The sequence below is a fragment of the Bacillus sp. BS1807G30 genome (assembly GCF_040047675.1).
GTDB lineage: Bacteria > Bacillota > Bacilli > Bacillales > Bacillaceae > Bacillus > Bacillus altitudinis.
Map to the genome: position 1 here is coordinate 463,052 of NZ_CP157353.1, position 14,642 is coordinate 477,693.

General features: G+C 43.2%; 15 protein-coding genes. 9 read left to right on the plus strand and 6 right to left on the minus strand.

Annotated elements, in window-relative coordinates:
• Positions 1 to 18 precede the first annotated feature (18 nt).
• From pxpB to ABG082_RS02265, 3 genes are read left to right on the plus strand one after another with little or no spacing between them, the layout of a single operon-like run.
• Entirely contained in the window at positions 19 to 765 is a 747-nt protein-coding gene (gene pxpB / locus ABG082_RS02255; RefSeq protein WP_050826965.1) for a 5-oxoprolinase subunit PxpB, read from the plus strand.
• The gene (locus ABG082_RS02260; RefSeq protein ID WP_144740434.1) at positions 762 to 1,766 is read left to right on the plus strand and encodes a biotin-dependent carboxyltransferase family protein; all 1,005 of its coding nucleotides are present in this window, start codon (positions 762 to 764) and stop codon (positions 1,764 to 1,766) included. Before pxpB ends, ABG082_RS02260 begins: the two co-directional genes overlap by 4 nt.
• Before the next feature lie 14 nt (positions 1,767 to 1,780).
• Positions 1,781 to 2,554 carry an IclR family transcriptional regulator gene (locus ABG082_RS02265; RefSeq protein ID WP_007498093.1) on the plus strand — a complete coding sequence of 258 codons (774 nt, stop codon included), beginning with the start codon at positions 1,781 to 1,783 and terminating at the stop codon, positions 2,552 to 2,554.
• A gap of 35 nt (positions 2,555 to 2,589) precedes the next feature.
• Here ABG082_RS02265 and ABG082_RS02270 read toward each other — a convergent pair whose 3' ends face one another.
• Positions 2,590 to 3,225 carry an FMN-dependent NADH-azoreductase gene (locus ABG082_RS02270; protein WP_024720223.1) on the minus strand — a complete coding sequence of 212 codons (636 nt, stop codon included), beginning with the start codon at positions 3,223 to 3,225 and terminating at the stop codon, positions 2,590 to 2,592.
• 414 nt (positions 3,226 to 3,639) lie between these two features.
• Here ABG082_RS02270 and ABG082_RS02275 point away from each other — a divergent pair, with 414 nt between their 5' ends.
• The 3 genes from ABG082_RS02275 (at position 3,640) to ABG082_RS02285 (ending at position 7,649) form a co-directional block, all read left to right on the plus strand.
• Complete coding sequence (locus tag ABG082_RS02275; protein WP_017358492.1) at positions 3,640 to 4,272, plus strand: GDSL-type esterase/lipase family protein; 633 nt, start codon at positions 3,640 to 3,642, stop codon at positions 4,270 to 4,272.
• 85 nt (positions 4,273 to 4,357) lie between these two features.
• Positions 4,358 to 5,440 carry a C45 family peptidase gene (locus ABG082_RS02280; protein ID WP_348936484.1) on the plus strand — a complete coding sequence of 361 codons (1,083 nt, stop codon included), beginning with the start codon at positions 4,358 to 4,360 and terminating at the stop codon, positions 5,438 to 5,440.
• 121 nt (positions 5,441 to 5,561) lie between these two features.
• On the plus strand, positions 5,562 to 7,649 hold the full coding sequence (locus ABG082_RS02285; RefSeq protein WP_099496322.1) for a BglG family transcription antiterminator: 2,088 nt from the start codon (positions 5,562 to 5,564) through the stop codon (positions 7,647 to 7,649).
• Positions 7,650 to 7,664: 15 nt separating this feature from the next.
• Here ABG082_RS02285 and ABG082_RS02290 read toward each other — a convergent pair whose 3' ends face one another.
• Positions 7,665 to 8,276 (minus strand): class I SAM-dependent methyltransferase, encoded by a 612-nt coding sequence (locus ABG082_RS02290; protein ID WP_017358489.1) that lies wholly within the window; start codon positions 8,274 to 8,276, stop codon positions 7,665 to 7,667.
• 155 nt (positions 8,277 to 8,431) lie between these two features.
• Between ABG082_RS02290 and ABG082_RS02295 the strand changes: the two genes are divergently transcribed.
• Together ABG082_RS02295 and ABG082_RS02300 are read left to right on the plus strand one after the other, a co-directional pair.
• Positions 8,432 to 9,301 (plus strand): SDR family oxidoreductase, encoded by an 870-nt coding sequence (locus tag ABG082_RS02295; RefSeq protein WP_035390424.1) that lies wholly within the window; start codon positions 8,432 to 8,434, stop codon positions 9,299 to 9,301.
• 294 nt (positions 9,302 to 9,595) lie between these two features.
• Positions 9,596 to 10,018 carry a pyridoxamine 5'-phosphate oxidase family protein gene (locus ABG082_RS02300; RefSeq protein WP_008347166.1) on the plus strand — a complete coding sequence of 141 codons (423 nt, stop codon included), beginning with the start codon at positions 9,596 to 9,598 and terminating at the stop codon, positions 10,016 to 10,018.
• A gap of 595 nt (positions 10,019 to 10,613) precedes the next feature.
• Here ABG082_RS02300 and ABG082_RS02305 read toward each other — a convergent pair.
• Entirely contained in the window at positions 10,614 to 10,796 is a 183-nt protein-coding gene (locus tag ABG082_RS02305) for a hypothetical protein (protein ID WP_008347162.1), read from the minus strand.
• Positions 10,797 to 10,809: 13 nt separating this feature from the next.
• Complete coding sequence (locus tag ABG082_RS02310; RefSeq protein ID WP_144610469.1) at positions 10,810 to 11,028, minus strand: hypothetical protein; 219 nt, start codon at positions 11,026 to 11,028, stop codon at positions 10,810 to 10,812.
• A gap of 161 nt (positions 11,029 to 11,189) precedes the next feature.
• Here ABG082_RS02310 and ABG082_RS02315 point away from each other — a divergent pair, with 161 nt between their 5' ends.
• Positions 11,190 to 13,439, plus strand: a complete 2,250-nt coding sequence (locus ABG082_RS02315; RefSeq protein ID WP_348936485.1) for a hypothetical protein — start codon at positions 11,190 to 11,192, stop codon at positions 13,437 to 13,439.
• A 74-nt stretch (positions 13,440 to 13,513) separates the two neighbouring features.
• Here ABG082_RS02315 and ABG082_RS02320 read toward each other — a convergent pair whose 3' ends face one another.
• Positions 13,514 to 13,810, minus strand: coding sequence for a DUF3817 domain-containing protein (locus ABG082_RS02320; RefSeq protein ID WP_008347156.1), 297 nt, complete (start codon positions 13,808 to 13,810; stop codon positions 13,514 to 13,516).
• 132 nt (positions 13,811 to 13,942) lie between these two features.
• Positions 13,943 to 14,617, minus strand: a complete 675-nt coding sequence (locus ABG082_RS02325; RefSeq protein ID WP_348936486.1) for a GntR family transcriptional regulator — start codon at positions 14,615 to 14,617, stop codon at positions 13,943 to 13,945.
• Between the last annotated feature and the right edge of the window lie 25 nt (positions 14,618 to 14,642).

The window sequence follows — 14,642 nt, forward strand, 5'->3', positions numbered from 1 at the left end:
AAGAGAGGTGTCATAAGAGTGGCATTTTCAACGATAAAAGATACGATCACGTTCCACCCGCTAGGAGACGCAGCCATTGTCATCCAAGCCGGGACTGACATAAGTGAAGACATTCATGAGCGTGTGAAGCAGCTGTTTTCATGTATTGAACAGCATCCATTTGACGGATATGTGGAAGCTGTTCAAGCCTTTACAAACGTGACCGTCTTTTATGAGCCCTATAAGGTGTATCAATCTGCTCAGCTTAAGCAACGTGCAATCTCTCCGTATGAATGGGTCAAAGACTATATTGAAAACCTCCTTGAAGACAACTGGCAGGAGGGGAATCAGGCAAAGCGCCGGATCGTCGACATTCCTGTATGTTATGGAGGAGAGCTCGGTCCTGACTTAGAAGAAGTCGCCCGTATCAATGGTTTGACGCCTGAAGAAGTTGTACGTATTCACACATCCGGGACGTATCTTGTCTATATGATTGGGTTTGCTCCTGGGTTCCCGTTTTTAGGCGGACTTTCTGAAAAAATTGCAGCTCCGCGTAGAGAAACACCAAGAATGTCGATTCCGAAAGGGTCTGTGGGTATTGCGGGGAAGCAGACAGGGGTTTATCCGATATCTACACCCGGAGGCTGGCAGCTCATTGGACAAACCCCTTTATCCTTATTTCGGCCGAATGCTGAGAGACCTAGTCTACTAAAGGCAGGGGACGAGGTTCGATTTGTTCAACTGTCTGAAAAGGAATTTTTCAGCATGAAGGAGGAAGATCGTTGAGTATGCATGTCATCAAGCCAGGAATGTTCACCACCATTCAAGATAAAGGGAGAATAGGCTATCAGAAGTACGGTGTTTTAACGAGCGGCGGCATGGACCCGCTCTCGCTCCGAATCGCCAACATCCTCACTGGGAATCAAGAAAACGAAGCGGTGCTGGAAATCACATTAATGGGGCCCGGTCCAGTGTTGACATGTCAGAAGGATCAGCTGATCGCCGTGACCGGTGCTGATGTGGAGGTTGAGATTGACGGGGAACAAGTGCCTCTATGGAAACCGCTCTTCATTCGAGCAGGAAGCACGATCACCTTTGGCCCTTGTAAGAGGGGATGCCGCTCCTACCTCGCTGTAGCCGGTGGATTTGATGTTGAGCCGGTGATGAAAAGTAAAAGTACGTACGTCAGAGCGAAGATAGGCGGGGTAGAAGGGCGTCCGCTAGAAAAAGGAGACGTCCTGCCGATTGGAGAACCGTCACCACTGGCGGTGAGCCTCGTTCACATGTTAAAAAGCAAAGGGGAACGTGCGCCAGACTGGACAGTCAATCATGCTCATTTTTTGCCTCTCGGGAAATCACCAGTCATTCGGGTGCTGGCAGGCAGACATCTATCTCATTTTCAGGAAGAATCGCAGCAAGCTTTTTTCGAACGGTCTTATCAGGTCACTCCCCAATCTGATCGTATGGGATGCAGATTGAAAGGAGAACCGATACGTTTAAAGCAAAAGCTTGAATTGATTTCAGAAGCGGTTGCTTTTGGCTCTATTCAAATTCCTCCTGACGGCCAGCCGATTATTCTGCTCGCAGATCGCCAGACGACAGGTGGATATCCCCGTATTGGTGAGGTGGCAACAGTCGATTTGCCGCTCATTGCGCAGGCGATGCCTGGAGCGAATCTCACGTTTCAACAAATTGACCGCCAAGAAGCAGAGCAAGCCTTATTCACACAAGAAGCAGAAATGAAGGACCTGACGGCAAGATTAAAACTCGAAGCATTTTCGTTTTAGAAAAGGTGAGAAACATGCAGAACACAAATAAAACCGTTGTGAAATCAATGGAGATATTACGGCTTTTTATCACACACGAACAATTAACGTTAAATGACATGATTGAGCTCTCGAGCATGCCCAAAACATCTGTACACCGAATGGCCAACTCGTTAGCCGATATGGGATTATTAGAAAAGCATCCTTCAGGTGTTTACCGATTAGGATTGATGTTCCTTGAATACGGTCAGCTTGTCGCCGATCGCCTCGATATCCGTAGAATTGCAAGGCCCTTTATGGAAAACTTGCGTGATGAGGTAGGTGAGGCTGTTCAGCTCATTATTCGTGAAGGAGATGAAGCCATTTATGTGGAGAAAATGGAAGGAACGCAGCCTGTCCGGCTCTATACCGCTGTCGGAAGAAGATCCCCATTATATGCGGGAGCTTGTGCGAGAAGTATTCTTTCCTTTTTGCCAGAGGAAGAGAGACTTGCCTATATTGATTCGGTAGAGCTCGGGAAAATCGGGATCGGAACCATTACCGATAAAGATGTCCTGCGAAACATGATCGAAGAATCAAACAGGCGCGGATATACGTTAAGCTATTCAGAGCTTGAAAACTATACTGCGGCTATTGGAGCGCCCATTTTCAATCATCACGGAGAAGTGGCAGCAGGCATTAGTATTGCGGGGTTTGAGGCAGGCTATCAAAAGGAACGGCTTCCTTATTTAATTGAGCAGGTCAAAAAAGCGGCCAGCGGCATTTCAAAAGAATTAGGTTTTGCATCTGAACAAATAAAAAGCCAATGACCGTTAAAGATCATTGGCTTTTTGCGTGTTCATGATTAGAAAGTTTTACCTAAAGCTTTTGCACGTTCGATCGCATCTGCTTTAATTTGTTCTGCTTTTGCAGGCTCAGCATTGTGACCTTCAACAATAAGACCTTCGAAAGAAGGAATACCGAAGAAGTTTGCAATTGTTCCAAGGTAACGGTGACCTGCTTCTAGTTCAGCAGCAGGACCTTCAGTGTAGTATCCGCCACGTGCTTGGATGTGTAGCGCTTTTTTGTCTGTTAGTAATCCAACAGGACCTTGCTCAGTGTATTTGAATGTTTTACCAGCTACAGCAACAGAGTCGATGTATGCTTTAAGAACTGGTGGGAATGAGAAGTTCCAAAGTGGTGAAACAAATACGTATTTGTCAGCAGAAACGAATTGATCGCTTAATTCGTTTAGGCGAGCAACTTTCGCTTGCTCTTCAGCTGAAAGTGTATCGAAGCCAGCACCAGATTGAAGCTTGCCCCATCCAGCGAATACATCTGCATCAATGTGAGGAATGTTTTCTTTGTACAAATCGATATGTACAACCTCGTCACTTGGATTTGCTTCCTTATAAGATTCGATAAATGCTTTAGCAGTAGCCATACTGTAAGAAACTGTTTCATCATGCGGATGTGCAGTGATGTATAAAACTTTTGCCATGTTCATTCAATCCTTCCTGTTTCAATGATTTTTTTAGCGTATCCCAAAGATACACTGAATATGTGGCATCTTTAATCATATTGGAATGCTATGAAAAAGATGTAACAAGCACAGTTACATAAAAACTGATATTTTCATTGTAATCACTATATAGTTTGAAGTCAAGGTATAAAGTCTTGAAATCAAGATAAAAAGTTTGTAAATTTTTCTGAAACGCTTCAAAGCTGCGATTTAAGCAAAAAAACCCTACTCCCATTGAACAAAAAATGGATCGATATCGCAAGTAAAGTGTTTGTAAATGCGCCCATCCTGCGTTTTTGAAAAAAAGGTGGATGCCTTTAAGCCATCTGCTACAAGCATTTGTTCTTCTTTTTCGTATATATAAGAGAAGGCAGGAGAGAGTGAGGGATAAGAGTGGGACGATCCTATGTTGCGATTGGAGATTCCTTAACGGTTGGGGTGGGGGCACGTTTATTTGGCGGCGGTTTTACGGAGCGATATGCGGCGAAGCTTGAAAAGAAGCTGCATATACCGGTGAAACTGTCCGTATTTGCGAAATCAGGGTTAACAACGGAAGAGATCTTGCAGCTTTTTCAGCGGTCTGATGTAAGACGGGCGATTGCTCATGCTGACATCATCACCATCACAGGCTGCGGGAATGATCTTGTTCAAGCTGTTCTGCAGTATGAAAAAGGGGAAGATGAAAAGACACTGCTGCAAGCGTCTATGCATTGTCAGGCGAATTTTAGCAAAATGGTTCAAGAAATCGCTCTGATAAAAAGAGGGCAGCATCATCCATACTGCGTATATTTATTGAATTTATATAATCCTTTTCCTGAGATTCCGATCGCCGAGAGATGGCTGAAGCAATACAACCATCACCTTCGCCAGCTTGCTGCGAATCCACATGTAGAAGTGGTGGATATTTACGGTGTATTTGAAGGACATCAAAGCGCATACTTATCGATTGATCAATTTCATCCAAACCACAAAGGATATGAAGCAATGGCAGAAGCGCTGTTTCAACAATCCGCTAAGCAACTGTGATCCCTCGGGATTGCAGTTTTTTCATTCTTTTAAATGAAGGGCTGTTTCGATATGATAAAAGAAACAAGACAAAAGAGGTGGATGCATGCAGGAGATGAGTGCGTATTTTCATGAATTGAAAGGAACAGCTTATGAGGTAGGAAAGCAGCAGGCTATTTGGCTGAAGGAGCGCCCTTTGCTTAAGAAACAATACATTCAATCAGAACCGTTATCAAAAGAGGCTGTGAAGGAAACAAAGCAGCTAATTCGACCGTTTCTTCCTCAGTTAGAGGAAGAACTCACGGGATTTTGTGATGAAATGCAAATGGATGAAAGCAATTTGACCTTTTTCTATTCTTCGCATCTTCAGCCAGGCTGTTCCCATTGTGTGATGCAGGGAAATGAGGCTGCCAATCAACAAACGGTGATGCTACGCAACTATGATTTTTCTCCGCTGTTTGATGATATGCGTCTTGTATCTACACATGTGAAGGGCTCAGCAGTCCATACAGGCTCATCATTAATCTTATTTGGCAGATCTGATGGGATGAATGAGCATGGTCTATCGGTCACATTTTCTGCATGCGGTCCGCCTATTGGCAACGAACCAGGCTTAAAGCCGCCGGCTGTTGCTGGCTTGCAAGTATATCATGTCATTCGTGCTGTGCTAGAGTCCTGTAAAATGGTGGAGGATGCCGTACGTTTTGTACAGGAAATGCCCGTCGCGTCAAATGTTCACCTAATGCTTGCCGACCGGCAGGGAGAGGCGGCTGTGATTGAAATGATTGATGGGCAAAAAAAGGTGAGAAGGCCGGAGCGTGGATTTATTGCGGCTACGAACCATCCGCTTGCTGATCACACGGCAAAAGGGTTGACGAAACATCATTCTGTTGTCAGGTACGACATGTTAATTCAAGCTTTAGAAGAACAGCCGTCAAGCGAGTCTCTTACGGAACTATTTCAGGCAGAATACCCTGCTGGTCTGACTGTGCACAATTATGAAGAGCTGTTTGGGACGATGCGAACCGTCATGTTTCGGCCGGAGGAAGGGACGATGGAGTATTGCTTTGGCTCTCCCATCTATAATCCTACCTATTCATTAAAGGTCGGGGGCACACTGCCATTTCATGAACAAACGATTCAATTTCATCAAAAGGATTATGGACCATCATTTTGGAGAAACGTGTGAGTCTTTCATTTTGTCACAGCCTGTGTGCCAAATTTAGATCAACTTCAGGTTGCATCAATTAGTGAAAGCGTTTTATATTAAAGTGTGACAATAGACCTATTTAAGCAGAAGGAGGCATTTCATGTACATAACGGCACGAGAACAGAAAGTGATCAAATATATGATTCAGCAAAATCGTTATGTCACCATTCGTGAGATCGCCGATTCTGTTCAGGTAAGTACAAGAACCATTCATAGAGAACTTAAATCCATTAAACCTATTTTAAAGAATTACAACCTATCACTTGATAAACAGCCGGGGAAGGGCTTGAAGGCGGTCGGTGAACAGGAAGACAAACAGCGGCTTCTGTCTCATATTTCAAATGAAGATCAAATTGAATATAGTTCTGATGAACGGAAGCTCTTAATCCTGTGTGCCCTGCTCGAAGCAAAGGAACCGGTGAAATTATATACACTTGCAGCCGACTTGCAGGTTACAAATGCGACCATCAGCTACGACTTAGATGAACTGACGGACTGGATCGCTCCTTACGGTTTACTGCTCATCCGCAAGCGCGGGTACGGCATTGAATTAAAAGGACCGGAGGAAGCCAAGCGGAAAATTGTCGGGAACCTGATCGTCGACCGTCTCGACATTCAATTATTTCTCGAAACGATTGAGATGAATATTAAACATCGAACGAAAGCGACTGAAAAGGTGTTTGGGGTAGTCAGTCGAGGACAGCTGCTCAAGGTAGAAAGGCTGCTCTTTCATTTGAAAAACAGACTCTCTCTCTCGTTGTCAGATAGTGCCTATATTGCACTTGTCGTTCACTTAACCTATGCCATTGAACGCATTCAAATCGGTGAAACCATTCGGATGGAAGAGGAAGAATTGCTTGAATTAAAGCGGACGAAGGAATTTGAATCTTCACTCAGAATCGCACGAGCATTAGAACGCATGTTTAATGTAGAGATTCCTGAAGCTGAGGTTGGATACATGACCATCCATTTGCGCAGTGCAAATCGAAGCTTTACGGCAGAATACCGCATTGATGAGATTGAGTTAGATATCGCGCTGAGAACGAAGAAACTCATTGACTTTATTTCTCATAAAACAGGCTATCATTTAAATGAAAACGATTCATTGTATGAGGGACTCGTGTCTCATCTTGAACCAGCTATGAACCGATTAAAAGAAAAGATGCGGATTTACAATCCGCTCACACAACAAATAAAAAAAGACTACTTCTTGCTGTTCATGGCGATTGAAGAAGGTGTGGAGCGCTTCTTTCCTGAGATCGAATTTCCAGAGGATGAAATTGCCTTTATCGTGCTTCATTTTGGTTCGGTGCTTGAAATTAAAAAAGAAGAAACAAAGATTCATGCATTGGTCGTTTGCTCAAGCGGCATCGGTTCGTCCAAAATGCTCGCATCACGATTGAAAAAAGAATTGCCTGAGATCGCCAAATTCGATCTATCTTCCTTAATGGAGTTAAAGGAAATCGACGCTGCGAGCTATGACATGATCGTATCAACCGTTCCGATCCCCTATGAGCATATTGATTACATTATGGTCAGCCCGCTCTTAAACGAGGATGACGCGGTGCGGGTCAAGTCTCATATTAAACGAAAAATTCCTTATCTGATTGAGAAAAAAAGAGCGCAGGAATCTGCAAAAGAATCGGTGGAGGAAACGGTTGATATGATAGGAATGGCAGAGCAAATCACGAATTATATGTCAGTGATTCGCAGCATCTTGTCCCATTTTACAATAGAAAATAAGAAGACGACGGAGCAGCATGAGTCAACAATGAGAGAGCTGATGCGTCAGGTTGAAAGTCAAGGCTATTTAGAACGTGCAGACGAAGTGACAGCCGGTTTACTTGAGCGTGAGCAGCAAGGTGGTTTAGGCATTCCAGGAACCGAGTTTGCTCTTTTTCACTTAAAGCATGATCTCATTAAGAAACCGGTCTTTCATATCTATGATCTTGATGAGGCATACGAGATCAAAAGCATGGATGGCGGGCAGCAGCTCATGTCCAGAATGCTCCTCATGCTGGCCCCGCTAGAGCTTGGCAAAGAAGGGTCTGAAATGTTTAGCCTGATCAGTTCATCCATCATTGAAAGCGAAGAAAGCATGGCACTTTATGGACAAGGAACAAAGGAAGAGATTGAACAGAAATTACATCAACTTTTTTATCAATTTGTCAAAGAGGCAAAATGGTAAGAAAAAGCCGAGAGCTTATTCGCTTCTCGGCTTTTTTGCTGTGACACAGACAGCGAGGGTGGGACGAATCTCCTCATATTCAACAGAAAACTGATCAAATCCAGCAAATTCTAAGTCATTGAGGATGCTTTCGCCCATTTCTTTTGTTCGATTGGCGTCCGCTCCTTTTTCTCTTGGCTGCATCACAATGACGAGTTTTCCGCCAGGTTTCAAGGTGTGATAAAGGTTGAGTGCGCCAGCCTTTGGGTCATCCCAAATCGTATAATTGTTAACAGAAAGTACTTTGTCATACTGATCTGCCGGGAGGCGCGTTTTTTCAATTTTCCCGACATACAGCCGGACCTGCTTCTCTTTGGATCGTTTCTTTATACGCGAATGCGCCTGTTCCTTCATAGTTGAAGAAGCATCTAGTCCATCAATGTGAAGATCGTCATAATGCTTGAGCATATGTTTGATGCTATAGCCGGGGCCGTAGCCTATTTCCAAAATGTTTTCACCATCTGATAAATCTAAATGCTGGATCGCCCATTGATTCAGTGCCTTGTTTTCATTTGCCATAATAAAACCTGCGATGCTTCCGAGCCAGCCTTTTGGTCTGCTAAAGGTTTTAGAAATGGTTGATAGCATGTGAGAACGCTCCTTTTTCATGTTTATGTAACCGATTTTTCCCACCCTGAAACCTGTCAGTTTTCAAAACGCATTGATGACGCATAGGGATGTTTGAGTAAAAAAATGAAGTGGTAATGAAAGGATACATCAACAAATCAAGGAGGAGCTTACACATGGATTTACGTGAATACTTAACAAATGGCATTCCGCGCCAAACGCAGGATCAGCAGCCGGGCAGTGAAAGAGAAATGAATCCTGCGCCGATCTATGAGGATGAATCGTATAAAGGGTCTGGTAAGCTAAAAGGAAAAGTAGCGCTGATTACAGGTGGAGACAGCGGAATTGGACGTGCCGTTTCTGTCGCGTATGCCAAAGAAGGAGCTCATGTCGCGATCGTATACTTAAATGAACATGAGGATGCAGAGGATACGCAAAAACGTGTAGAACAGGAAGGCGTTAAATGTTTAACGATTGCAGGGGATGTCGGGGACGAAGCCTTTTGCGAGAAAGCGGTAGAAAAGACAGTTGAAGCCTTTGGGAAGCTGGACATATTAGTCAATAATGCGGCCGAACAGCATCCGAAAGAACGTATTCAAGATATTTCTAGTGAACAGCTTCACCAAACCTTTAGAACCAATTTCTATTCTTATTTTTATTTTACGAAGAAGGCACTCGATTACTTAAAACCGGGAAGTTCCATTATTAATACAACATCTATTAACCCGTATCGAGGCAACAAAGTGCTCATTGATTATACGGCGACAAAAGGGGCCATCAACGGCTTTACTCGTTCTATGGCACAGTCGCTTGTGAAAGATGGTATTCGGGTAAACGGTGTAGCGCCCGGCCCAATTTGGACGCCGCTCATTCCATCTACATTTGATGAAGACAGTGTCGAAAGCTTCGGGGCCGAGACGCCAATGGGAAGACCAGGACAGCCTGTGGAGCATGTAGGCTGCTATGTACTGCTTGCTTCGGACGAATCGTCTTATATGACGGGACAGACACTTCACGTCAACGGCGGTTCCTTTATGAATACATGATCAATAAACACGCCGCCCAGCTTTGATTGGGCGGTGTATTTAGTATTTCTTCCGATTCTTCTGTACAGATGAGACAGACCATATGATAATGCCCACAACAACCGCTGCAATAACAAGTGAACTCAAATGGAACATCGTTTCATGATGCATGTTCAACTTCCCCTTTCAATGTGTCCGTTTTTTATAGCATCAGCTAGAAGATGTCTTTTTATGAAAAACACATTTCTTTGTTTAATGAATGGATTGTCGTGGAAACCTAAGAGTACGGATGACATTTTGAAGGAGTGAAGATACATGTCACAAGAAGAGTTAAAGCAAAAGGTAATGAACTTATTAGACGAACAAAAAGTTGGAACATTGGCGACTGTTGAACAAGATAAGCCGCATACCCGCTATATGACTTTTTTTCATGAAGGGCTGACATTATATACACCAACAAGCAAAGAAACACATAAAGCTGATGAGATTGAAAAAAATCCGAATGTTCATATTCTCATTGGTTATTCAGGTGAAGGATTTGGGGACACATATGCAGAAATTGCAGGTAAAGCCACATTAACTGATGATCCAGAACTGATCGACCGCCTTTGGTCTGATGAGATGGAGAAATGGTTTAAAGGAAAAGATGATCCAAACCTAGTAATCCTTAAGATTGACCCAACCTCCATTCGTTATATGAACGAAGGAAACCGGACACCAGCAGAATTATCACTTTAACACTTGCGTAAGTTGGGGGAACGTGTTATAGTTTTATATTAAGTGTTGAAATAGCAAATAAATAAAGAAAGTAAACTTTCTTTTTTCTATGACATAATGAGAAGCAATAGAGCTTCTACTTGATAAGAACGAGACGCTGTCAAAGCGAACAAACTTATTCTTTTCCTTCTGCAACCGCCCCCCTATAAAAGCGGAAGAATGGAAAAAAGACGTTTTGATTTACAATTCACACTGGCACGGCTTCGGAGCCGTAAGGACGAATGAGAGGTAGGGCTTTCGTTGTCTTGTTATCCAGAACTTCCATGGCGTTTACTTTCAAACGTAGGTTCACTCGGAACACATATGACACACTGATATGATCGAATCTTAATTCATACACTCCGTGACGGAGATTAAACATTGATTATTTATTTGCATGAAAAGAGTAAGAAACGGGCTGCCATCTATTTGGCAGCCTTTTTACGTTTTAAACAATAAAATAGGAAAAAGGAAGAAAAAAAGCGGACACCATCCGCATGACATCCCCTTCAAAAAGATTCGCCGCTAACAATAGAACAACGAACACTCATCGACAGAAAGAGGAAATGCTTCATCATCACTCACTTCGCCCTTTCTTCTGATACCTCCAAATCCGGCCAATAAAAAAGAACATCACCGTAAACAAAATAGAGAAGATCAACATGTCCAGCAGTGTCACGCCTCTATCTGGATGCACAACCCCAAACCAAACCCATTGAAGAACAAAAGAGATAGCAAAATAAAAGATGGATTCTTTCATGAAATTCTCCTTTTTACTTGTTTTTTTGACTGTTTAGCCACACCATCCAGATGAGAAAGGAACAAATGGCGCATGCGAGCAAAGTGACAGGCGGCAAGGTGTACCAGCCAGTCAGCCCCTTTACAAAGCACATATAAAAAAAGAAAATGGTAATAGATACGAGCACCCCTTGCTTGAACCAACGGGGAACACGCAGCCAAGCCGCTAGAATGATCGATGATAGCTTATCCATTGAGATAACATCCTTTTTTTTGAATCTGATTGGATTTTATCGTAAACAATCAAATATGTAAAATATGGATTTAGAAAGTTGGAATGGTATTCTTCTAGCATGAAACATTCTCGCTGCACTGACGTATAAGAAAAAGGAACTCCATGAAAGGAAGCGATCAAGTGAAAAGAATACCAGTGATTTTCCTCAGGTATATAGTCTTCTTTATTCCAGCGATCATTCTTAGTGTCTTGGTGTGGAACCATTACCAAGATGATTTGTCCGCAGGGAAAGTAACAGAGTATGACATCAAACGAATGTTTACATTCGATGAAGGAAAACGAGTGGTGAGTGCTGTATCAAAAAACCAGCAGCTCCATTTTGCAATGTATGATCCTCAATCAGGAAAAAGAATCAGTGAATGGACCACAGCAAGCGATTCGTTTAATGAAATGCTGCCATCCATTCAAGGGAACCATCTCTTAGTTGCTTTAAAAAATAAAGACGAGCAGTTGTTGATCGAAAAACTGTCTCCAAGCGGAGCAAAGAAAGAACTCGTCAAGCAAAACTTACAGATTCCCTCATTTTTAAAAACGAATACATATCAATGGAATGGACGTCTTGTGTTTACAGGAGAAATGGAAGGCGCTGCTGCGGTCCTCGGTGAGCTAAAGAATGGTCAGTTTCATGTCCACAATCTCAACGAGCTGAAGCTGCCAGCAAGACCTGTTTCCATCGATGTCGTCATGAATTCTTTTAGAGGGCAGACCCCATTCCCTATGTTTGAATTGACTTTGAAAAATGACCAAAAGGCGTATGTCAGCGGAATCTCAAATGAGAAACATCAGCTTGGGGTCTATGTCTCCAAAAGTGCAGAACCGTTCAGCCTCATCGAAGATAAAGTCGTGCAGCAGCTGCAAAAAACGATCGGATCATCACAAAACGTGGCTGTCGCTGTCGAATCCAACTATCCAAAAAGACCAAGGAAAGTGGATGCAGAGGGAAGGCTTGGGGAAGTCGTCCCAACACCAAAACCGATGTACCAAACTTTTATCTACCAGCTGAATGAAGAAGAAATTCTTCTTTTAGGCTCTACAGCAAAGGACGAAGCAAAAGGCAAGCTGACTGGTTATATTTATAATCATCGCACGAATAAGGCGACGTCTGCCAGCAAGCTGTCTCAGTCGTTGTCATATGAATCTTTACAAAAAGAAGATCTCTCTTTTCATAAAAATGTGAAGAGCAATTGGCTCTATTATTCACTTGGCAACCAATTAACGGGGGCATTTGAGACGAAAAGCAAACAGCTAAAGGAATTTCCTTTGCAAAAGGTCATCTCAATCGAAAATGCCAGTCCAGCCCACCAAACGTCTGTTGACACCTTTATGCAATATGTCATGAAGGGCGGACCACTCATTCTCAACTGGGCGATATGGCTCTTTATCCCACTGCTGTTATTTGTGCTAGCGATCTTCCTGCCACCGATTTTGAGACTGGTGAGAAAGAACAAGATAAAAGACAGTGTCACATTAGAAGCCGATATTGTATCAGTCAAAGAAACGGGTACCTACATCAACGAACAGCCGCTGGTCAACATGCAGCTTCAATTTCAATATGATGGGAGAAATATCGAGAAGGCGGTTAAAACGGTTGTATCCTATACTCAGATACCGCAACCGGGTCAGCGTATCGCCATTCTCTACAATCCGAAAAAGAAAAAAGCGATGCTCTTAAAAGAAGGTGACTTCTCGCAGCCAAGCGAGCCAAAGTTCATCAAAGGCGCTATTTTAAGAAACATAGAATCATATGGAACCGTAGGACGAGGCACCGTCTTATCACTTACATTTGAAGCAGATCAGAAAAGGTATACCATTCCGATGATTCAAGCCGCTGGTTTTGAGTTTAGAACAGGAGAAAAAGCCGATCTCGTTGACATCAGCGGTCAGTTGAAAATGGCAGCCTATGGGCATGAAGTGCGGAATCGTTCGGGTAAAGACGTGACATTAACAGGAACGATCCAACGGGTGAAGCAATATCCAGTCACAATTCATGATCAGAAGTCTATTATGCTGGATGTGACGGTTTCTAGCGGAGATCAATCCATCACAAAAACGGTCAGCCAATTCATCCCTGATCATATGGAGGTCGCGCCAGGAACTCAAATCACGATGCAGACAAAAAAAGAAGAGTTGAATAGAGAAATGGGACTCATGCAAGAGAAACAAGGAAGTGCAAAAGTGACCGAAGTGTCGTTTGTCGGGGTCATCGGCAACCTTCCGTTAGCGATCATTCAAGTCGAAAGAAATGGTGTGCAGTATGAGATCAAGCAGCCAATCGATCCAATTACTAGCGTATTGCCTGATGATGAATTATGGATAGCGTTTAACGATATGACACGTCAAGCAGCCATTGTGAAATATGCATCGATATAAAAAAGCGTTCCATTATCAGAACGCTTCAACATAAAGACAAAGGGCTAAAACGACATTCGTTTTAGCCCTTTTGATTAAGCTTTTGTATCATACTGGCGAAGCACCTTGTCATAGGCGAAGTTGCCGAAAGGAATGAATGCCGCAAAGAATCCGGCGATGGACCATTTCAAATGCCAGCGAACTTTAAATGTCACATATGCCAAAATGAGCATATAGATCACAAACAATGCGCCATGAAGAGAGCCCACAATGGTGACCGCCATCGGAATATCCGCAAAATATTTTAGAGGCATGGCAATTAAAAGAAGGGTTAAAAGAGACATACCCTCAATAAAACCCGCCTGTCTCAGACGGCTGATACTTGTATGCATATACAAATCCTCCTGTATAAAAGCTAGTTTCTCATCTTCTAATATAAACGAAAGATCGCCTGAACATGCGATAATCTACGAAAAATTCAAAATATGTTCAACGAATGCTTAAAAAATGGGAAATGACACGCGTTACTTTTCGGTTGTTTCAGAGAGTACTTGCTTTAAATGCGCCACATCATGTATGAGGTGGTCTGTCATCGCCTGAACGGCTTCAGCAGCCCGGCGTTCTTTTATTTGAGTGAAAATGGCCGTATGCTCTTTTTGAATCGTCTCGGCCCGAGGCCCGCCGCTAAAATGAAAGATGCGGCAATAATGAATGAGCGCATTCACGTGATTTAATTGTTTAGATAAACGGTGATTGTGACTGGCTTGAATGATTGTTTGATGAAACGCTTCGTGTAACTGAACGATATCCTGAGATGGCAGCTGCTGTTTGATCGCTTCGTCTGCCTTCGTGAGCACCTGTCCAATGTCATCTATTTCTCTATCTGTGGCTTCTTTGCAGGCAAGCTTAACGGCAAGCGTTTCTAAAGCCATTCGGACTTGATAGAGTTCCTCGACATCCCGCTCTGTTAACGTATAGACGGAATAGCCTGATCGATGATCCGCGATTAAAAGCTCGTCTTTTTCTAACAGCCTCATCGCCTCTCTGACCGGTGATCGGCTTACGCCAAATTGTTTGGCAAGCTGTGTTTCATTGATGCGCTCTCCTGGCTGAAACTGGCCATCAAAAATCATTTGCTTCAGCTGTTCATAAAATTGCATGTGATACGGTGCTGGTCTTTCCATCTCGAATGAATTCATCCCATCATTCCCTCTTTTGTACATC